Annotated in this window: 22 protein-coding genes; 17 read left to right on the top strand and 5 right to left on the bottom strand. The window is 69.5% G+C overall.

Annotation, left to right across the window (positions count from 1 at the left end; all coding sequences use genetic code 11):
- Positions 1-2: 2 nt before the first annotated feature.
- A complete protein-coding gene (locus tag CSR00_RS13370; RefSeq protein ID WP_099022893.1) occupies positions 3-674 on the bottom strand; it encodes an aspartate/glutamate racemase family protein in 672 nt (223 codons plus the stop codon).
- 21 nt (positions 675-695) lie between these two features.
- Positions 696-2,306, bottom strand: a complete 1,611-nt coding sequence (locus tag CSR00_RS13365; protein ID WP_407662440.1) for an MFS transporter — start codon at positions 2,304-2,306, stop codon at positions 696-698.
- 52 nt (positions 2,307-2,358) lie between these two features.
- Between CSR00_RS13365 and CSR00_RS13360 the strand changes: the two genes are divergently transcribed.
- Positions 2,359-3,045 carry a TetR/AcrR family transcriptional regulator gene (locus CSR00_RS13360; RefSeq protein WP_099022892.1) on the top strand — a complete coding sequence of 229 codons (687 nt, stop codon included), beginning with the start codon at positions 2,359-2,361 and terminating at the stop codon, positions 3,043-3,045.
- Here the strand turns inward: CSR00_RS13360 and CSR00_RS13355 are convergent.
- A complete protein-coding gene (locus tag CSR00_RS13355; protein WP_099022891.1) occupies positions 3,030-4,292 on the bottom strand; it encodes a cytochrome P450 in 1,263 nt (420 codons plus the stop codon). The genes CSR00_RS13360 and CSR00_RS13355 overlap by 16 nt on opposite strands.
- A 134-nt stretch (positions 4,293-4,426) precedes the next feature.
- Between CSR00_RS13355 and CSR00_RS13350 the strand changes: the two genes are divergently transcribed.
- Entirely contained in the window at positions 4,427-6,088 is a 1,662-nt protein-coding gene (locus CSR00_RS13350) for a carboxylesterase/lipase family protein (RefSeq protein ID WP_099022890.1), read from the top strand.
- Between the two features lie 47 nt (positions 6,089-6,135).
- On the opposite strand, the gene CSR00_RS30670 is transcribed toward CSR00_RS13350, so the two are convergent.
- Positions 6,136-6,291, bottom strand: a complete 156-nt coding sequence (locus CSR00_RS30670; RefSeq protein ID WP_176562046.1) for a hypothetical protein — start codon at positions 6,289-6,291, stop codon at positions 6,136-6,138.
- Between the two features lie 97 nt (positions 6,292-6,388).
- Positions 6,389-7,687 (bottom strand): acyltransferase family protein, encoded by a 1,299-nt coding sequence (locus CSR00_RS13345; protein WP_099022889.1) that lies wholly within the window; start codon positions 7,685-7,687, stop codon positions 6,389-6,391.
- A 553-nt stretch (positions 7,688-8,240) separates the two neighbouring features.
- On the opposite strand from CSR00_RS13345, the gene rpsJ reads away from it, so the two are divergent.
- The 15 genes from rpsJ to CSR00_RS13270 all read left to right on the top strand — a co-directional run.
- Complete coding sequence (gene rpsJ / locus CSR00_RS13340) at positions 8,241-8,546, top strand: 30S ribosomal protein S10 (protein ID WP_003883485.1); 306 nt, start codon at positions 8,241-8,243, stop codon at positions 8,544-8,546.
- Positions 8,547-8,560: 14 nt separating this feature from the next.
- Positions 8,561-9,214 carry a 50S ribosomal protein L3 gene (gene rplC / locus CSR00_RS13335; RefSeq protein ID WP_099022888.1) on the top strand — a complete coding sequence of 218 codons (654 nt, stop codon included), beginning with the start codon at positions 8,561-8,563 and terminating at the stop codon, positions 9,212-9,214.
- A complete protein-coding gene (gene rplD, locus CSR00_RS13330) occupies positions 9,214-9,876 on the top strand; it encodes a 50S ribosomal protein L4 (RefSeq protein WP_099022887.1) in 663 nt (220 codons plus the stop codon). Before rplC ends, rplD begins: the two co-directional genes overlap by 1 nt.
- On the top strand, positions 9,876-10,178 hold the full coding sequence (gene rplW, locus CSR00_RS13325) for a 50S ribosomal protein L23 (RefSeq protein WP_099022886.1): 303 nt from the start codon (positions 9,876-9,878) through the stop codon (positions 10,176-10,178). The genes rplD and rplW overlap by 1 nt, the downstream gene beginning before the upstream one ends.
- Before the next feature lie 40 nt (positions 10,179-10,218).
- Complete coding sequence (gene rplB / locus CSR00_RS13320) at positions 10,219-11,055, top strand: 50S ribosomal protein L2 (RefSeq protein ID WP_099022885.1); 837 nt, start codon at positions 10,219-10,221, stop codon at positions 11,053-11,055.
- Between the two features lie 29 nt (positions 11,056-11,084).
- A complete protein-coding gene (rpsS, locus tag CSR00_RS13315; protein WP_011739061.1) occupies positions 11,085-11,366 on the top strand; it encodes a 30S ribosomal protein S19 in 282 nt (93 codons plus the stop codon).
- Positions 11,363-11,899 (top strand): 50S ribosomal protein L22, encoded by a 537-nt coding sequence (gene rplV, locus CSR00_RS13310; RefSeq protein WP_099022884.1) that lies wholly within the window; start codon positions 11,363-11,365, stop codon positions 11,897-11,899. Before rpsS ends, rplV begins: the two co-directional genes overlap by 4 nt.
- The gene (rpsC, locus tag CSR00_RS13305; protein ID WP_099022883.1) at positions 11,899-12,717 is read left to right on the top strand and encodes a 30S ribosomal protein S3; all 819 of its coding nucleotides are present in this window, start codon (positions 11,899-11,901) and stop codon (positions 12,715-12,717) included. The genes rplV and rpsC overlap by 1 nt, the downstream gene beginning before the upstream one ends.
- A 5-nt stretch (positions 12,718-12,722) precedes the next feature.
- Entirely contained in the window at positions 12,723-13,139 is a 417-nt protein-coding gene (gene rplP, locus CSR00_RS13300; RefSeq protein WP_099022882.1) for a 50S ribosomal protein L16, read from the top strand.
- Positions 13,139-13,372: a 50S ribosomal protein L29 gene (gene rpmC / locus CSR00_RS13295; protein WP_099022881.1), complete on the top strand. Its 234-nt coding sequence runs from the start codon at positions 13,139-13,141 to the stop codon at positions 13,370-13,372. Before rplP ends, rpmC begins: the two co-directional genes overlap by 1 nt.
- Entirely contained in the window at positions 13,373-13,681 is a 309-nt protein-coding gene (gene rpsQ, locus CSR00_RS13290; protein ID WP_099022880.1) for a 30S ribosomal protein S17, read from the top strand. It abuts the gene before it with no gap.
- 250 nt (positions 13,682-13,931) lie between these two features.
- Complete coding sequence (locus CSR00_RS13285; RefSeq protein WP_245905995.1) at positions 13,932-15,917, top strand: hypothetical protein; 1,986 nt, start codon at positions 13,932-13,934, stop codon at positions 15,915-15,917.
- Position 15,918: 1 nt separating this feature from the next.
- On the top strand, positions 15,919-17,442 hold the full coding sequence (locus CSR00_RS13280; protein ID WP_245905994.1) for a hypothetical protein: 1,524 nt from the start codon (positions 15,919-15,921) through the stop codon (positions 17,440-17,442).
- A gap of 17 nt (positions 17,443-17,459) precedes the next feature.
- Complete coding sequence (locus tag CSR00_RS13275) at positions 17,460-18,959, top strand: glycosyltransferase (protein ID WP_099022927.1); 1,500 nt, start codon at positions 17,460-17,462, stop codon at positions 18,957-18,959.
- A partial coding sequence (locus CSR00_RS13270; RefSeq protein ID WP_245905992.1) for a glycosyltransferase family protein occupies positions 18,931-20,106 on the top strand: 1,176 nt, incomplete at its 3' end. The genes CSR00_RS13275 and CSR00_RS13270, both read left to right, overlap by 29 nt.

The raw sequence follows: 20,106 nt of genomic DNA, 5'->3' as shown, positions 1-20,106 counted from the left end.
GCTCAGTTCCCACCCGGTGCGGCCAGGGGGGCCAGGCTCTGCGCCAGCAGGGTCGCGGCCTGGACACCGTCGATCACCGGGACCCCGAGCCGGCGGCGCAATGGTTCTGCGTAGCGGGCCATGGCGGCGCACCCGAGAACGATGGCCCGGCTGCCGTCCCCGGACAGTGCCGCGGCGCACAGCTCGGCGATCGGGCCGAGGCTGGCCGGGTCGGCGTCGATGCGCACCACGGGGATGTCGCAGGCGTGCACTCCCAGGCAGGCCCGTGGCGTGTGCAGCCGGGCCAGTTCCCACCCGCGGGGCACCGTGGCACTCATCGATGTCACCACCGAGAAGGTCCCGGCCAACAGTGCCGCGGCATGCATGGCCGCCTGGGCGATGCCCAGCACCGGTGCATCGACCAGCGCGCGAGCCTGCTCCATCCCGGGGTCGCCGAAGCAGGCCACCACGTAGGCGTCGGGGCGCTGCCGCGAACGAGCGGCGGCGGCGGCGATCTCGTCGAGTAATCCCGGCACACAACGTCGTTCGTCGTCGTCGTTCTCGATACTCGGCGGCCCCTGGTCGGGGTTGACCGCCTCGACGACGGTGTCGGGCGCGGCCACCGCGGCCGCGCTGGCGGCGATCGCCGCGGTCATCGAGGCCGTCGTGTTCGGATTGACCAGCAGCACGTGCATGGGTTCGAGATTAATGCGCCCTCACCGGTGGTGCCGCCCGGCCCGGCGGCGGGCGCCCCGGCGACGGATGCGGCGGATCACCGCAAGTTGGGTCCCGTCACGCCCCGGCGCCCACAGGCCGACGGCCACCGCCGCGGTGGCCAGAACCGCGGCGAGCACCAGCAATGACGAATGCATGGCCGCGACGAAGGCGGCCCTGCTCACCTCGGCCAGCCAGACGCCCTGCGGCCCGCCGAGGCGGGTCGCCAACTCCAGAGATTCGGCCAGGGAGCGGCCGGCGACCTCCCGGGCCGCCGCCGGCAGCGCCGAGACCTTCGGGGACAGCAGCGTGCTGTACTGATGTGCCAGGATCGAGCCGGCCAGCGCGATACCGAGCGCGGCGCCGATCTCGCGGGTCGCATCGTTGACCGCGGAGGCCACGCCCTGTTTGTCGTCGGAGACCGAAACCATGATCGCCGATGTCGTGGGGGCGGTGCACAAACCGATGCCCGTACTCAGAATGAGCAACGGCCAGGCCAGATCCCAGTAGGGCGAGTCCACGCCGACCTGGCGCAGGCACAGCAGCCCGGCCGCGGTGCACAGCAGGCCGAGGAAGACCACCAGGCGAAGACCCAGCTTCGGCAGGTACCACGCCGAGAGCACCGAGAAGGCGAGCATCGGCACCACCAGCGGCGAGATCGCGAAGGCGGTGGCGATCGCGCTGTATCCCATCACCAGCTGGATGTGCTGCATGAGAAGGAAGAAGAATCCGAACAGGGCCAGGAACAGCATGGTGATGGCGACGGCGCCGGTGGCGAACGTGGCGTCGCCGAACAGTCGCACGTCGAGCAGCGGGTGGCGCTGACGCAGTTCGACGACCCCGAAGGCGGCGGCGAGGGCGACGCCGGCCAGCAGGCAGCCGTAGACCACGGGGTCACCCCAGCCGTGCGACGGCACGGCCAGGATGCCGAACACGAAGACCGCGACGGAGGCGCCGATCAACAGCGTCCCGGCCCGGTCCAGCGGCCTGGACTGCGGGTCCTTGGACGTCGCGACGGTCAGCGACAGTGGGATCAGCACCGTGGCGACGATGCCGAACGCCCAGAAGATCGACTGCCACGACCAGAAGTGCAGTAGCCCACCGGAACCCAGCATTCCGACCACGGCGCCGCTTCCGGCGACGCCGGCCCAGATGCCCACCGACTTGGCCCGCTGCCCGGGCGGGTAGGCGGAAGTGATCAGCGACAGGGTGGCCGGCATGATGAAGGCGGCACCCACGCCGGCGACGCCGCGGGCCACGATCAGGTGCAGGGGGTCGGCCCAGATGGCCGGGGCATAGGAGGCGGCGGCGAAGATCAGCAGCCCGGCCGCCAGCGCGCCGCGACGTCCGTAGCGGTCGCCGATCGCGCCCGCGGGCAGCACCAGGCAGGCCAGGGCCAGGGTGTAGCTGTCGACGACCCAGGTCAGTTCGGTCTGGCTGGCCGAGGTCGACAGCGCGATGTCGCCGAGGGCGGTGTTCAGGGCGACCATCGACGAGATCACCAGCGTCAGTCCGAGGCATGCGAGGCAGAGCGTCCACACGCGCATCCGCTGCGAGGGGGCGGCGTTGAGTGGATCGGTACGCTGGGCGGGCCGGGCGGTGGTTTCGGTCACGTGGAGCCCTCCACTGGTCGGCAAGTTTTGAGACTAACAGTCTCGTTGGCGGATGGACAGGTTGCTGGTGGAAGACGAGGCACACGAGGGGGCGCTCGAGGGGGCGCACGACGGGGCACGCAGTGACCCCCGCCCGGCCCGGTCGCGGGCCAGGCTGCTCGACGCGGCCGCCAACCTGCTGCGCGCCGGCGGCCCGAGCGCGGTGACGGTCGACGCGGTGCTGCGCGGAGCCAACGTCGCCCGCGCCACCCTGTACCGGCATTTCCCCAGCGGCAACGACCTACTGGCAGCGGCCTTCCAGAGTCTGATACCGCCCGCGCCGACACCCCCGTCGGAGGGCTCCCTGCAGGACCGGTTGACCGCGATGCTTCAGGCGTGGGCGGACCTGGTCGCCGAGGCGCCCACCATGCTCACCGCGATGTACTGGGTTGCGCTGGGCAGCGATCTCGAGGAGCTCCCCGACTCGCGGCACGGCGACAGCCCGGAGATGCAGACACTGCGCGAGCGTCTTGCCCAGCAGTACGCCGCGCCGTTCGACGCGATCTTCGACAGCCCCCAGGCCACCGAGGAACTCGTCGAATTCGACCGGGCGACGGCGATCACCCTACTGCTGGGGCCCCTGGTGACCGCGCGGCTCTCGACCCTGCCCGATATCGACTATCGAGAGACGGTGCGTGCCACCGTGCTGGGCTTCCTGCACGTGTACGGCCGCACCGACGGCGATCAGCGCAGCGAGTAGCGGATCGGCAGGTGCTTGAGGCCGCCGACGAAGGTGGTGGCGCTCAGCTCGGGCGGTCCGGCCAACTCGATGGAGTCCAGCCGCGGCACCAGCTCGGTGAAGAAACTGTTCATCTCCATCCGGGCCAGCGCGGCACCCAGGCAGAAGTGCACGCCGTAGCCGAACGCCACGTGGCGGTTCGGGTCACGGGCCACATCGAAGCGGAACGGGTCGTCGAACACCTCCTCGTCGCGGTTTCCGGATACGTAGGCCAGGTAGACCGATTCACCCTTGGCGATCGGCACCCCGCGCACCTCGGTGTCGCGGGTCGCGGTGCGCATGAACTCCTTGACCGGGGTGCTCCAGCGGATCATCTCCTCCACCGCGGTGGGCATCAGCGACGGGTCGGCGGCCAGGCGGGCCAGCTGGTCGGGGTTCTCGATCAGTGCCCGCAGCCCGCCCGAGATCGCGTCCTTCGTGGTGTCGTGGCCGGCGCTGGCGACGATGACGTAGTAGGAGGCGGTGTCCATGTCCGAGAGCGGCTCGCCGTCGATGCGGCCGTTGGCGATCGCCGAGGCCAGGTCCTCGGTCGGGTTCGCCCGGCGGGACGCGGTCAGGGCGGCGAAGTAGTTGAAGAAGTCGGCCAGCACCGCCAGCATGTCCTCGGTGGTGTCGCCGCGCTGATGTTCGGCGTCGTCGCCGCCGAACATCTCCTGGGTCAGTTTCAGCATGCGGGGGAAGTCGGATTCGGGCAGCCCGAGCAGTGACAGGATCACGTAGAGCGGGAAGTTGACCGCGATCTCGGTGACGAAGTCGCATTCGGGCCCGACCTCGCGCATCCGGTCGACGTAGCGGCGGGCCAACTCGTCGACGCGCACCTTCAGATCGCGCATGGCCTTGGGGCGAAACCAGTCCGCGCCGATCACACGGACCTTGCGGTGGTGCGGGTCGTCCATGTGGATCAGCGTGCGCAGCCCGATCCCGGCCTCGCGCTGTGCCTTGAGCACCTCATCGGCGTCGGCGGGCATCAGCAACGGCCGCGGGCCGCTGACGAACAGTTCGTTGTCCCGCTCGATGGCCATGATGTCGGCGTGCTTGGTGACCGCCCAGAACGGGAGGTAGGGCGGGTTGTCCACCCAGGCGACCGGTTCGTTGGCGCGCAGCCAGGTCAGCGCCGCGTGCAGCCGCGCGTCGTCGGCGTAGGCGGTCGGATCGGCGAGCACCCGTCCCTGTTCGCTGGCCCGATGCTGCGTCGTCGAACTGGTCATGGGGCTCCTCGGATCTGCGAACAGGTGTTTTTGACGGGTGTCAGGTCGGGGTGTCAGGTTCAGTGTCGGCGATCGGTGCCGAGATTGAAAGCGATTCGGCCCTTTCGGGACCTTGGTCATTGCCTCCCGGCCGGATGCCGCCGGCCGGTGCGCTCGCATACCCTCGGGTCGTGCCTACCGCCGCCCTTCGCCGCACGGCCGCGCTGCTGGGCGTGCTGGCACTGGTCGCGGTGCTCATCGGTGGGTGCGCCGGCGGGCAGACGACCCCGCCGGTGCGCGACACCGCCGCCCCCGCCGACCCCGGGCTGGACCAGGGTCTGGTGCACACCCGCACCGGAGCGCTGCGCGGCCAGATCGCCCCCGACCACCTGCTCTTCCAGGACATCCCGTATGCCGCACCCCCGGTGGGGCCCCTGCGTTGGCAGCCCCCGCGTCCGGCCCCGCCGTGGCCGGGAGTCCGCGACGCGGCGTCGTCGGGACCGCGCTGTATCCAGGACAGCCGCGTCGATCCCGGATTCGGGCGCACCTCCAACGAGGACTGCCTGTCGCTGAACGTATGGTCGCCCACCGGGGCCTCCGCGCTGCCGGTGATGGTCTGGATCCACGGCGGCGGCTTCGTCAACGGCAGCGGTGACATCTACGACGCCGAATGGCTGACCACCAAGGGCCACATGGTCGTCGTCACGGTCAACTACCGGCTCGGCGCACCGGGCTTTCTGGCCCACCCCGATCTGGGCCCGCCCGACGAGGTCGGCAACTACGGGCTGGCCGACCAGCAGGCCGCGCTGCGCTGGGTCCGCGACAACATCGCCGCCTTCGGCGGCGATCCGGCCAAGGTCACCATCGCCGGCGAGTCCGCGGGCGCGATGTCGGTGTGCGACCACCTCGTCGCGCCCGGCTCGCAGGGCCTGTTCCGGGCGGCGATCCTGCAGAGCGGGCCGTGCCAGGTGCAGGCCGACCCGGTCGTGGCCCAACGGGTCAGCCGCGAGTATGCCCGGGCGGTGGGCTGCGGGGATCCGAGCACCACAGCGCGCTGCCTGCGGGCGCTGCCCGCCGCCGCCCTGGTGGATCCGCCGTGGTATCTGCGGATCGGCACCGACCGCCTCAGCGGGCCCGTCACCGGCACCCGGATGCTGCCGATGGACCCGCCCACGGCGATCCGGGCGGGCAGGGCGGCCCGGGTTCCGGTGCTGATCGGCTCCAACGCCGACGAGTTCACGCTGTTCATGGCGCTGCGCTACCTGCGTACCGGGCGAGAGCCCAGTGCCGCGGCCTACCCGGGGATGCTCGCCGACGCCTTCGGCGGCCACGCCGGCGACATCGCGAGACGGTATGCGCCGGAGCGTTTCGGCGGGGACGTCTCGCTGGCCTACGCGACCGCGGTCACCGACGGCGTGTTCGCCTGCCCGGCGGCCGGCGTCGCCTCCGGCCTGGCCGCCCACGCACCGGTCTACGCCTACGAGTTCAGCGACCGCACCGCTCCGGCCCCGGCGCCGCTGCGCACCGTGCCGTTCCCGGTCGGGGCGGCGCATTCGCTGGAGCTGCGCTACCTGTTCGACGTCGGCGGGGCCCCGCCGCTGTCCCCGGTCCAGCGGCGGCTGTCCGACCAGATGATCGGCTACTGGAGCCATTTCGTGGCCACCGGCGTGCCCGGATACCCGGGCGCCCCGGTCTGGCCGGCGCTGTCCGGGCCGGGCGGACAGCAGCGGATGACCTTCACCGCGCAGGGCCCGCGGGTGCGGTCCGACTTCGGTGTCGAGCACCAGTGTCCGTTCTGGGCGGGACTGGCCGGCTGAGATCCGGGAGGCGAGGGCGGCGGCGCCGCTGCCGGCCGAGTGCCGCCCTATCCGGCCGGCGCGGCGATCGAGCGCCACAGGTCGTCGTGTCGCGGGCGCACCCCGGACTCGATCAGGATGCGCCGCGACGCGCTGCGGGCGCGCTCGGCGAGTTCGGCCTCGTCGACCGGCGACAGCCACACCGGCCGGCGTTTCTCCAGCACCACCGCAAGCCCGAGGGCTCAGGCAGGGGCGGAACGGCCAGGGGCGAAACGGGTTCGGTGTCGGCGGTGCTCCGTTGACCGGTGCTCGCCCGTCGCCTCAGCCGCCCTCGTGCGGGGTGACGACCGGCACCGGGGGAGGCGTGCCCTGGTCGTAGGCATCGGGCCGGGTGACGAAGGCGATCAGGGCGACCGTCACCAGCGTCAGTGCCGCTACCGCCGCGTACTTGCTCGACGGCAGCGGGTGGTAGAGCCCGCGTCTGATGTCGTGCCGCAGTTCCCGGAACCGTTCCGGGCTGGCATCACGCAACGGGTTCTCGATGAAGTGGTGGCAGGCGACGGCCAACCCGAAGCTGAGCGCGAGCACGCATGCGGCGAAGTTGGCGCCCGGAGCCATCGTCGCGCCGACGATGACGATGACCGGCCAGTGCACCAGGTAGAGCGAATACGAGATATCACCCAGATAGGTGCTGACCGGGTTGCGCAGCAGGCCCTGCAGGACCGGCTCGCTACCGACCCCGGCAATGATCACCAGTGCGGCACCGGTCACCGGCAGCAGCGCCCACGGCGCTGGGAAGCCCGTGGAGTCGGCGTTGATGAGCATCATGCCCGCGCCGATGAGCACCAGCCCCGCCCACGACAGTGCCGGCTTGAGGACCTCCGGTATCCGCGCGAGGACGCCTGCCGCGGTGGCCAGCAGGGCCCCGATGCCCAGTTCCCAGAGGCGCGCGGCGGTGTCGAAGTAGGCCCAGTCCGGCGACGTCGCGGTCTCGTAGAGCGACCACCCCCACGAGGCGGCGATCAGTACCCCGACGACGCCGCCGATCAGCACGGCGCGCCGGGCGCCCGGCCAGCCCTTGCGCGCCACGACCAGGCACAGCGCCAGCACCACCACCGGCCACACGAGGTGGAACTGCTCCTCGACGGACAATGCCCAGTAGTGCTGCAGGGGGGACTGGGCCGACGCGATGCCGCCGGCGTCCTCGGCGGCGAAACGCCAGTTCGCCAGGAACACGAAGGCGAACGCGGCGTCCAGCCCCACCTGGTGGGCGCGGGCCGCCGGGAACACCAGCGCCGCGGCCACACAGGTGAGCAGCAGCACCACCGTGGCGGCCGGGACGATGCGCCGCAGCCGGTTCCAGTAGAACTGCCGCATCGACGGCCTCTCGCGGCCCTCGGTGCTGCGCAGCAGTCCGCCGGTGACCAGGAATCCCGAGATGACGAAGAAGACGTCGATGCCGACGAACCCGCCCCGGGGCACACCCCAGAGGTGATGGGCGAGGATCGCCAGGACGGCCACCATCCGCAAACCCTGGAGATCCAGCCGAATGTTTGCTCGTTCAGCGCGGCGGCGGCGCCGCAGCGACGGACTCTCGTATTGTGGCACTACAACGGACATTTCTCCCCCGAGCGCTACATATGTGCAGTTACGCGTAATGGTCGCCCATGTCGCGGTTAAATGCATCTTGGCGAAGCGCCCGCGCCGGGATTCGTAAGGCAACTCACAGGGTTCCGTCGACCCTGCCGCGGGGCGCCGGATCACCCGGTCTGTCACCCGGTCTGTCACCCGGTCGGGGTCCCGGATCCGGGGTCCCTCCGGCGGCCCGGGCCGGGGGTGCGGACGGCATGCCCGGGGATTTGGAGCACGCGCCGATCTGAGGCATACTGTTCGGGTTGCCTTGAGCAGGGCCGGTGTCCTTTGGGGCCCGTCCGGCGCGGGGCAGACGACCGGCGTCCGCACGGACGCGTCCGGTCCCACCTTATCGCTCGTGTATCCGGCAGTTTCGGGCCGCGGACGGAAGTGTGCGTCGGGTGACACGCCCGACCGCGGGGGCCGGTGAACCAGAGACAGGTAAACAGCGGCGGCATACGAGCGCGACCAGCGCGCTCCACGCCTACGTGGTTGCCGGGCCCAGGCCCGGCGCCGGAATGACAGTGAAGGTAGGAGAAGCGTGGCGGGACAGAAGATCCGCATCAGGCTCAAGGCCTACGACCATGAGGCGATTGACGCCTCGGCACGCAAGATCGTGGAGACGGTCACCCGTACCGGTGCCAGCGTGGTCGGTCCGGTGCCGCTGCCGACCGAGAAGAACGTGTACTGCGTCATCCGGTCCCCGCACAAGTACAAGGACTCGCGGGAGCACTTCGAGATGCGCACCCACAAGCGGCTGATCGACATCCTCGACCCGACGCCCAAGACCGTTGACGCCCTGATGCGCATCGATCTTCCGGCCAGCGTCGACGTGAACATCCAGTAGGAGACCCAGCAACCATGGCACGCAAAGGCATATTGGGCACCAAACTGGGCATGACGCAGGTGTTCGACGAGAACAACAAGGTCGTCCCGGTGACGGTCGTCAAGGCCGGGCCCAACGTTGTGACGCGCATCCGCACCACGGAGCGCGACGGTTACAGCGCGGTGCAGCTCGCCTACGGCGAGATCAGCCCGCGCAAGGTGAACAAGCCCGTGACTGGTCAGTACGCCGCCGCCGGGGTGAACCCGCGCCGGCACCTGGCCGAGTTGCGGTTCGAGGACGAGGCCGCCGCCGCCGACTACGAGGTCGGCCAGGAGCTGACCGCCGCCATCTTCGATGACGGCACCTACGTCGACGTCACCGGCACCAGCAAGGGCAAGGGTTTCGCCGGCACCATGAAGCGTCACGGCTTCTCCGGCCAGGGCGCCAGCCACGGCGCCCAGGCGGTGCACCGCCGGCCCGGCTCCATCGGTGGCTGCGCCACCCCCGGCCGGGTGTTCAAGGGCACCCGGATGGCCGGCCGGATGGGCAACGACAAAGTGACCACGCAGAACCTGGTGGTGCACAAGGTCGACGCCGAGAACGGCGTGCTGTTGATCAAGGGCGCCATCCCCGGCCGCAACGGCGGACTCGTCATGGTTCGCAGCGCGATCAAACGAGGTGAGAAGTAATGGCATCCACGCTCACGATTGACGTCCGCACCCCGGACGGCAAGTCCGGCGGCACGGTGGAACTACCGGCTGCCCTCTTCGACGTCGAGCCGAACATCGCGCTGATGCATCAGGTGGTGACGGCCCAGCTCGCCGCCGCGCGTCAGGGCACCCACTCGACCAAGACCCGCGGCGAGGTCTCCGGTGGCGGCCGTAAGCCCTACCGGCAGAAGGGCACCGGCCGCGCGCGCCAGGGTTCGACCCGGGCTCCGCAGTTCACCGGCGGTGGCACCGTGCACGGCCCAAAGCCGCGTGACTACAGCCAGCGCACCCCGAAGAAGATGATCGCCGCCGCGCTGCGCGGGGCGCTCTCGGACCGGGCGCGCAACGAGCGGATCCACGCCGTCACCGAGGTGATCAGCGGTCAGACCCCGTCGACCAAGAGCGCCCGTGCGTTCCTGGAGACGCTGACCCCCAACCGCAAGGTGCTGCTGGTGATCGGCCGTTCCGACGAGGTCGGTGCCAAGAGCGTCCGCAACCTGCCCGGTGTGCACGTGATCTCGCCGGACCAGCTCAACACCTACGACGTGCTCAACGCCGACGACGTGGTGTTCTCGGTGGAGGCCCTGGACGCCTACATCGCCGGTGCCACCAAGGCGCAGAAAGAGGAGGTGTCGGCCTGATGGCGACCGTGACCGACCCCCGCGACATCATCCTGGCTCCGGTCATCTCGGAGAAGTCGTACGGGCTCATCGAGGACAACGTGTACACCTTCGTGGTGCACCCGGATTCGAACAAGACGCAGATCAAGATCGCGATCGAGAAGATCTTCTCCGTCAAGGTCGAGTCGGTGAACACCGCGAACCGGCACGGTAAGCGCAAGCGGACCCGCACCGGCTACGGCACGCGCAAGAGCACCAAGCGCGCGATTGTGACCCTGGCACCCGGCAGCAAGCCGATCGACCTGTTCGGCGCGCCGGCCTGACCCAGCGCCGATCAAGGGACATAAGAGGATTTGAACTGATATGGCAATTCGCAAGTACAAGCCGACGACCCCTGGCCGTCGCGGTGCCAGCGTCTCCGATTTCGCCGAGATCACCCGCGACCATCCGGAGAAGTCGCTCGTTCGCCCGCTGCACGGCAAGGGCGGTCGCAACGCGCACGGCCGGATCACCACCCGGCACAAGGGCGGTGGCCACAAGCGTGCCTACCGGGTGATCGACTTCCGGCGCAACGACAAGGACGGCGTCAACGCCAAGGTCGCGCACATCGAGTACGACCCCAACCGGACCGCCAACATCGCACTGCTGCACTTCCTGGACGGCGAGAAGCGCTACATCATCGCGCCGCAGGGCCTCAAGCAGGGTGATGTCGTGGAGTCCGGTGCCAACGCCGACATCAAGCCCGGCAACAACCTGCCGCTGCGCAACATCCCGGCCGGCACCGTGATCCACGCCGTCGAGCTGCGGCCCGGCGGCGGCGCCAAGCTCGCCCGCTCGGCCGGCGTCAGCATCCAGCTGTTGGGCAAGGAGGGCACCTACGCCTCGCTGCGTATGCCCTCCGGCGAGATCCGTCGCGTCGACGTGCGCTGCCGCGCCACCGTCGGCGAGGTCGGCAACGCCGAGCAGGCCAACATCAACTGGGGCAAGGCCGGCCGCATGCGGTGGAAGGGCAAGCGCCCCACGGTCCGTGGTGTCGTGATGAACCCGGTCGACCACCCGCACGGCGGCGGTGAGGGCAAGACCTCCGGTGGCCGCCATCCGGTCAGCCCCTGGGGTAAGCCCGAGGGCCGCACCCGCAAGCCCAACAAGCCGAGCGACAAGCTCATCGTCCGACGCCGGCGCACCGGCAAGAAGCGCTGAGGCCGGTAGAGGATTAGGGAGAAGTAGCGATGCCACGCAGCCTGAAGAAGGGCCCGTTCGTCGACGACCATCTGCTCAAGAAGGTCGACGTCCAGAACGAGAAGAACACCAAGCAGGTCATCAAGACCTGGTCCCGTCGGTCGACCATCATCCCCGACTTCATCGGGCACACCTTCGCCGTCCACGACGGCCGCAAGCACGTCCCGGTGTTCGTCACCGAGTCGATGGTCGGGCACAAGCTCGGCGAGTTCGCGCCGACGCGGACCTTCAAGGGTCACATCAAGGACGACCGGAAGAGTAAGCGCCGATGACTACAGCTACTCAGACAGCAATCGAGTATCCGTCCGCGACGGCCAAGGCCCGCTTCGTGCGTGTCTCGGCGACCAAGGCGCGCCGGGTGATCGACCTGGTCCGCGGGAAGAGTGTCGAGGAAGCCCTCGACATTCTGCGCTGGGCGCCGCAGTCGGCCAGCGAGCCGGTCGCCAAGGTGATCGCCAGCGCGGCGGCCAACGCCCAGAACAACGAGGGCCTGGATCCGTCGACCCTGGTGGTGGCCACCGTGTACGCCGACGAGGGGCCGACCGCCAAGCGCATCCGTCCGCGCGCCCAGGGGCGTGCCTACCGGATCCGCAAGCGCACCAGCCACATCACCGTGATCGTCGAGAGCCGCCCGCAGAAGCGGGATGCCCAGGCGACCTCGGCCGGCGCCGCCCGTTCGCGTCGCGCCCAGGCCAGCAAGGCCGCCGCAGCCAAGAAGGCCGCGCCGAAGGCGGCCGCCGAGAAGGCCCCGAAGACCGACACCGCGACAGAAGCTTCGAGCGAAGCGAAGGGAGGCTCGGAGTAGTGGGCCAGAAGATCAACCCCCACGGCTTCCGCCTCGGCATCACCACCGACTGGAAGTCGCGGTGGTACGCCGACAAGCAGTACGCCGACTACGTCAAGGAAGACGTCGCGATCCGCAAGCTGCTGGCCACCGGCCTGGAGCGCGCCGGTATCGCCAACGTCGAGATCGAGCGGACCCGTGACCGCGTGCGGGTGGACATCCACACCGCGCGTCCCGGGATCGTCATCGGCCGCCGCGGCACCGAGGCCGACCGGATCCGGGCCGACCTGGAGAAGCTGACCGGTAAGCAGGTCCAGCTGAACATCCTGGAGGTCAAGAACCCGGAGAGCCAGGCCCAGCTGGTGGCCCAGGGCGTCGCCGAGCAGCTGTCCAACCGTGTGGCCTTCCGTCGCGCGATGCGCAAGGCCATTCAGTCGGCCATGCGTCAGCCCAACGTCAAGGGCATCCGGGTGCAGTGCTCGGGCCGCCTGGGCGGCGCCGAGATGAGCCGCTCGGAGTTCTACCGTGAGGGTCGCGTCCCGCTGCACACGCTGCGGGCCGACATCGACTACGGCCTCTACGAGGCCCGCACCACCTTCGGTCGCATCGGCGTGAAGGTGTGGATCTACAAGGGTGACGTCGTCGGTGGCAAGCGTGAGCTGGCCGCCGCGGCGCCGGCCGCCGACCGTCCGCGCCGGGAGCGCCCGTCGGGCACCCGCCCGCGTCGCAGCGGCGCGTCGGGCACCACCGCGACGAGCACCGACGCGGGCCGGGCGGCCACCGATGAGGCGCCCGCGGCCGCGGCCGCCACGGCGCCCGCCGAGACTACGGAGAGCTGAGAGTCATGCTGATTCCCCGCAAGGTCAAGCACCGCAAGCAGCACCACCCGAAGCAGCGCGGTACCGCCAGTGGCGGCACCACGGTCGCGTTCGGCGATTACGGCATCCAGGCACTGGAGCATGCCTACATCACCAACCGGCAGATCGAGTCTGCCCGTATCGCGATCAACCGGCACATCAAGCGTGGCGGCAAGGTGTGGATCAACATCTTCCCGGACCGTCCGCTGACCAAGAAGCCCGCCGAGACCCGCATGGGTTCGGGTAAGGGTTCGCCGGAGTGGTGGGTGGCCAACGTCAAGCCCGGGCGCGTGCTGTTCGAGCTGAGCTACCCCAATGAAGAAACCGCTCGCGCGGCACTGACCCGCGCGATTCACAAGCTGCCGATCAAGGCACGCATCGTTACCCGAGAGGAGCAGTTCTGATGGCAGTGGGTATTTCCGCTGGCGAACTGCGCGAGCTCAACGACGACGAGTTGACCGATCGCCTGCGCGAGTCGAAGGAAGAGCTGTTCAACCTGCGCTTCCAGATGGCTACCGGGCAGCTCGACAACAATCGTCGGTTGCGCACGGTGCGCCAGGAAATCGCGCGCGTCTACACGGTGCTGCGCGAACGTGAACTGGGTCTGGCCTCCGGACCCGTTGGTGAGGAAGCGTAAATGGCTGCAACACAAGACAAGGCGCAGGGTCCCAAGCACACCCCGCGCACCGAGAAGCCGCGCGGCCGTCGCAAGACCGCCATCGGCTATGTCGTCAGCGACAAGATGCAGAAGACCATCGTGGTCGAGTTGGAGGATCGCAAGAGCCACCCGCTCTACGGCAAGATCATCCGGACCACCAAGAAGGTCAAGGCCCATGACGAGAACGGCGACGCCGGCATCGGCGATCGCGTGTCTCTGATGGAGACCAGGCCGACCTCGGCCACCAAGCGGTGGCGCCTGGTCGAGATCCTGGAACGAGCGAAGTAGTACGCGCGAAGTAGTACGCGCGAAGAAGTAGCTGCGCCCGCGAGGGTGGAGCGGAAACAAAGGGCCCCGGTGCGCGGAGCGTGCCGGGGCCTTTTTGCTCGTGAGTTTCTTGGAGATTCGGTTAGCTGATCTCCATGTATTGTTGAGAAAGGCAACCAAACAATGGTTCGCCGAAATGGCCCCGGAGGGTTTGTGACGTTTCGGTGGCTTAATGGGTAATCGCAGCGAATCTCCGTTTACTCTTTACGCGATGTTGTCGCGGAAATGGACCACGGCGCGGTTTGCCGCCGTCCTGGCACTGCTCACGGTGATCGTCACGGTGATGACGGGGGTGACGCTCGCGCCCGCCTCCGCGGCGCCCGGGGATGACTCCGCGGACGCCTCGGTGCTCGCCGACTCTCCGACCCTGTCCCTGGTGGACCTGGGCTCGGACGCTGACCTGGCCCTGTACGGGCAGATCGGCACCGCCACGCTGACCCTGCCGGTGCCGCGCGGTATGACCCCCTCGACGCTCAACGTCACCGCCCAGTTGCCGGTCTACGTGCGCAGCGCAACGGTCACCGTCACCCAGGACGACAGGGTGCTGGCCCGCGTCGACATTCCGCCGGGGCCCCCGGGGCCACTGATCATCCCGCTGACGGGGGTGCGGGTCACCGACAACTCGGTGACCCTGCTGCTGCGCGGATATCTGATGCCCGAGGACGGATACTGCGTGGACCCGACCAACCCGCTGCGGCTGACCGACGTCACGGTCAGCTTCACCGGGGTGGAGACCAGGCCGAGCACCGTCGCGGACTTCCTGCCGCCCGTGCTGCGGGCGCTGACGATCTTCGTGGGCCCCGAGCCCTCGCAGGCCGAGTCCGATGCGGTGGTCAAGCTCGCCACGTCGATCGCCGCCTACTACGGAAAACAGAATCCGACGATCACGGTGGAGCAGCTGGCGGACCCCACCAGCCCGCCGGTCGGGGATACCGGCCCGTTCGAACGGCATATCGCGGTGGTGCAAAGCGCCGACAACGGGGTTTCCCTGTTCGGCGCGGAATCCGAAATGCCGGCTTTGCTGGTATCGGGCGGGCCCAACGAATTGGCCAACCAGACCCGCCTGATCACCAGCACGGTGGCGCAGTTCGCCGTCAGCTCCAAGGCGGTCATCGGGCCGCTGCGCTCGGTGCCCCAGCTGCCCGGGAACCTGACGACCATCCGGGAACTCGGCCAGCCCGGCGTCAATGCTGTCGCGCTGAACCCCCAGGTCGGTATCGCCCTGGACCAGACGCGGCTGGGTCATCCCGTCAAGAATCTGCGGGTCCACCTGGTCGGGACCTACACCCCGCTGCCGGCGGCGATCGGCGGGCAGGTGCTCGCCTCGATCGCGGGCGAGACGGTCGCCCAGTGGCCGGCCGACCCCAGCGGTGTCATCGACCGCTGGGTCGACATTCCGGATCGGCTGCTCAAGCGCTACACCACGCTCAACGTCCAGGTGAACATCTCCGGCAACACCGGCCGCTGCGGCGAGTTCCAGCCGATCGCCCTCGTCATCGACGGATCCACGGCCGTGCAGAGCACCCCGGCCCGCCCCCCGGTGCCGGAGGGCTTCCAGTCGCTGCCCCAGGCGCTGATGCCCCGTGTCGCGGTGGGGATCAACGCCGACGCCTATGCCGACACGGTCCGCGCCGTGCAGATCATGACAGGGCTGCAGCGGCTCAGCGCGCTGCCGGTCGACCCGGTGGTGATGCCGCTCCGGGAGGCCATCGACTCGCCCGGCCCGGCGGTGCTGATCACGCCGGACGGCTGGCAGGACACCGACATACGGCTGCCGATCTCGGCTCCCGAGACCGTGCCGATGACCGTCGAGGTGGTCGACGCCGACGGCAACCCCACCACCCTGACCCTGGAACCCGGGGTTCGGTTCGGCTCGTTGCTCACCCTCACCGAGAACGAGCGCACGCTGCTGGTGGCCACGTCCAACCGCGATGCAGCCCAACTGGACGAGCTGCTGCGCTGGCTGGACGCCGACCCGCGCCGGTGGTCGGTGATCGACGGCACGGCGGTGGTGTCCGTGCCCGGACGCGACCCGCTGATCGTGCCGAGCGCGGTGCAGACCGCCGCGCCGATCACCGGTGAGGGCGATGACCAGCGCATCGTCTACTGGGCGTTCGGCGCCCTGGTGATGCTCGTGGTGCTGCTCGGCGGGCTGTGGATCGTGCTGCGGTCCCGGCGCACGAAACCGGGTGAGTGAGATGACCGGGAGCACTCCGGTGATCGAGGCGCCGCAACCGCCCAAGGCCACGACGCCGTTCCTGCACTCCCTGCACCCGGTGTACCGGCTGATCCTGCGGTGGTCGTTCATCGCGATCGTGACCGTGCTGGCCTTCCACGAGACCATCGACAGGACCATCGCGGCCACGGCGGCCGGAGCCATGGGCAGCTACGTGTGGATCGTGCCCGTCGTCGCCGTCATGGCCGCGCAGGGGGTGGCCCGGCGCCGCCGCACCGAACTTCCGATCCACGACCGCCAGACCGATCTGATCGTCGGGACCATGGGCCTGGTGCTGGCGCTGATGCTGCACGCGGTCCTGCTGAATCGCTATTCGCAGTACTACTACCTGCTGCGCCTGGACCTGGTGGCCCTGGTGCTGTTCGTGCTGAGCTCGGCAATCGTGCTCTTCGGTCTGCGGCCGGTGATCCGGTTCGCCTGGGTGTGGGTCATGTGCTTCATGGTGTTCCCGCTGCCGTATCTGCTCACGGTGATCCTGTTGGGCGGAAACCGGATCGCGGCCGGCATGACGACCCTGATCGTCGCCGCAGTGGCCACCGGGATCGGCACGGGCCGCACCGTCGACCGCGGGTTCTTCGCGTCGGTGGCGGCGTGGGGGGTGGGCCTGGCCACCCTGGGGCTGATGGCGTGGCTGTTCCCCGACGCCCCCCTGGCGGCCTTCCAGTTCATCCCCACCCTGACCGCGGTCGTCCTGGTGATGGTGGCGGTGTTCTTCGGCTCCCGGCGCGGGCGCGCCAAGCGACTGCTCGAGCGCAGGGTGGAGCCGCTTGCCGCCAGCCAGGTCTGGTCGGCGCTGCCGGTGGTGCTGGCCGTCGCGATCGCGTTGTCGTTGGTGCGGGTACCCGATACCGGCTTCGCCCGGGTCTACACCAATCCGTCGCTGCGGTTCGACGCGCCCCCGGCGGCGCCGCCGGGCTGGCATGTCGCCGAGACGGTCCGGTACGAGTGGGTCACCCGCCTCTACGGCCGCGGATCCGCCCTGACCCGGCAGCTGATGGTGCAGGACGTCGGCGAGGGCCGGTACGACAAATTCGCCCGCCCCCGCACTCTCGTCGTGGACACGACGGTAACCCGGCGCCCGTTCTCTCTGAACACCTACCCGCCCCGGCTGATCTACCGGCTCGAGGGAGCCCGGCTGAGCCCGCCGGAGCCGGTCGACCTGGGAAGCGGCGTGACCGCCGACCTGTTCTCGGCCGTGGACGACCGGATCCTGGTGACCTGGGAGGCGCTGCTGTGGACGTGGAGCGACGGCGAACTGACCCAGCGGGTGCTGGTGGTCGCCGTGGACAACCATGAGGACTGGGCGCCGTTCCCGCGCCCGACCGGTGCCGTGGGGCCGACCCTGGCCTCGATGCTGACGATTCTGTTCCGCGGCAACGCGGCCGAGACCGACACGGAGCACCGCTACAAGGACGATGAACTGCTGACCGGTTTCGGCCGTGCCCTGGTCCGCGCCCAGCTGCAGGCCGGCGGGGCCGGGCCGTGAGCGCCCCGGCGCTGCCGCTGTCACCCGACACGGCCACCGAGGAGGAGCGGCAGTTCGCGCTGTACCAGGCGATCAACGGACTGCGCGAGCAGCACCCGCTGCAGTCGGCGGCGGTGGCGGCGCTGGGCTGGCAGAAGGCGCTGGCGGGGTCACTGGTGATCATCACGATCGGGTTCGCCTGGTGGAGTTGGGAGCCCACCGCGGTGGTGCTGATCGGGCTGTGCACCCTGGCCTACGTGCTGACCATGATCGACCGGGTGCTGATCTTCAAGGACGGCCTGGCCTCGCGGCCGATCGTGATCAGCGACGAACAGGCCCGGGCGATCCCCGACGACGAGCTGCCGCGCTACACCATCCTGGTGCCGGCCTACAACGAACCCGAAGTGGTGGGTGACCTGATCGGGGCGATGGCTGCGCTGGAGTACCCGGCGGACAAACTGCAGGTGCTGCTGCTGCTGGAGGCCGACGACGAGGTCACCATCGACGCCGCCCGCGGTTGCGCGAACTCGGAGATGATCACCATCCTGCTGGTGCCCCCCGCCGAACCGCGCACCAAGCCCAAGGCCTGCAACTACGGGCTGTTCTTCGCCACCGGGGAGATCGTCACCATCTATGACGCGGAGGACCTGCCCGAGCCGCTGCAGCTGCGCCGGGTGGCCGCCGCGTTCCGCCGGTTGCCCGACGACATCGCCTGTGTGCAGGCCAAACTCGTCTATCACAACGGCCACCAGAACATCCTGACCGCATGGTTCACCGCCGAGTACGGTCTGTGGTTCGGGTATCTGCTGCCCGGCATGATGACCACCACCTCGCCGATCCCGTTGGGCGGCACCTCCAATCACCTGCGCCGCTCGGTGCTCGACGAGATCGGCTCGTGGGACCCGTTCAACGTCACCGAGGATGCCGACCTGGGGTTGCGCATCGACGCCTCCGGCTATCACACCGCGGTGCTGGATTCGACCACGCTGGAGGAGGCCAACAGCGACCCGATCAACTGGATCCGGCAGCGCTCCCGCTGGTACAAGGGCTATCTGCAGACGTGGCTGGTGCACATCCGCCAGCCCGTCAAGCTCTTCCGCACGCTCGGGCCGCGCAGTTTCGTGCGGTTCAACCTGGTGCTGGCCGGCACGCCCATCGTCGCCGTGCTCAACCTGGCGTTCTGGCTGATCACCCTGCTGTGGTTCCTGGGCCAGCCCGAAGAGGTCGGCAGGGTGTTTCCCTGGTTCGTCTACTTCCCCGCGTTGATCGCGCTGGTGCTGGGCAACTTCGCCACGCTGTACATGAACGTGATCGCCCTGCGCGAGGACGACCGGTCGGACCTGCTGCTGGCCGCGGTGACCGTGCCGGTCTTCTGGCTCATGATGAGCGTCGCCGCCGCCAAGGGCGTCTACCAGCTGCTGCGCAACCCGTCCTACTGGGAGAAGACCTTCCACGGCCTGGCCGCCAAACCCGGCGAGCAGGCCGGCCGGGAACCCGGCCGGGAACCCGATGCCGCATCCGAGCAGCAACCGGCGTGAGCGGGTCAGCGTGACCGACCGTCGCTGCAAGCAGCTGCTGTTCCTGGCCGCGTTCGCGCTGTACGCGGGCGCCGGCTACTGGCTGCAGGTGCGCCACGGGTTCATCCTGGGCGACGCGCTCGCCCGGGTCCAGGCGTCGGGCAGCGTGGTGTTCAGCCGCGATCCGCACCTGGCGGCCATCGGTTTCATCTTCACCCCGTTGACCGCCATGCTGGAGATCCCCGCCATCCTGCTCAGCCAGTGGTGGCCGGACCTGACGGCGCGGGCGTACGCGGGCTCGCTGATGTCGGCGGTGTTCATGGCCGGCGCGGTGTGGCAGATCATGTCGATGGGCACCGACCGGGGGCTGCCGCGGCCCTACGTGCTGGCCATCACCGGCCTGTTCGCGCTGAACCCGATGATCATCTTCTACGGCAGCAACGGGATGAGCGAGGCGCCGTTCGTCTTCTTCCTCACCTGGTCGGTTCGCCGGCTGATCATGTGGATGGTCGACGACGACGTGCACCACCTGGTGGTGGCCGGCGGCATCGCGATGGGCCTGGCCTACCTGACCCGCTACGACGCCGTCGGGACGATCGCCGCCGCCGGGCTCGTGGTGGGCATCACCACCTACCGGCGGGCGCGCACCGCACCGCGGTTCCGCCGGGCCCTGATGGACCTGCTCATCGTCAGCGGGCCCGGGTTCGCCGCCTTCGTCGGGTGGGCGGCGACGAGCTGGTTGATCACCGGCGACGCCTTCGCGCAGTTCACCTCCCAGTACGGCAACGCCGCGATCCTGGCGCAGGAGGGCGGGTCGCCGAACACCGGTCTGGCGCAGGGGTTCGCCTTCGCCGGGTTGTGCATCATGTTGCTGGCGCCGACCCTGATCCCGATCGGGTTGTGGGCCGGGGCGCTGCGGTGGCGCCGGCCGAAGGCCTCCATGCTGGTGGTGCCGGTGACGCTCTACGGTGCGGTGCTGGCCTTCCAGGCCTACAGCTATGCCTCCGGGTCGACGTTTCCGTTCCTGCGGTTCTACATTGCCGCCATCCCGTTCGCGGCGTGCCTGGCGATGCTGGCGGTGCCCGACGGTGTCTTCGCCACCCCCACCCGGCGGGGCCGCTACGCCCCGGCCCCGGCGGGTGGGGGTGGCGAAGACACCGTCGGGCAC

Source organism: Mycolicibacterium palauense (assembly GCF_002592005.1).
Classification (GTDB): Bacteria; Actinomycetota; Actinomycetes; order Mycobacteriales; family Mycobacteriaceae; genus Mycobacterium; species Mycobacterium palauense.
Note: the sequence above shows the minus strand (reverse complement) of the source record. Positions and strands in the feature narration are given on the sequence as shown.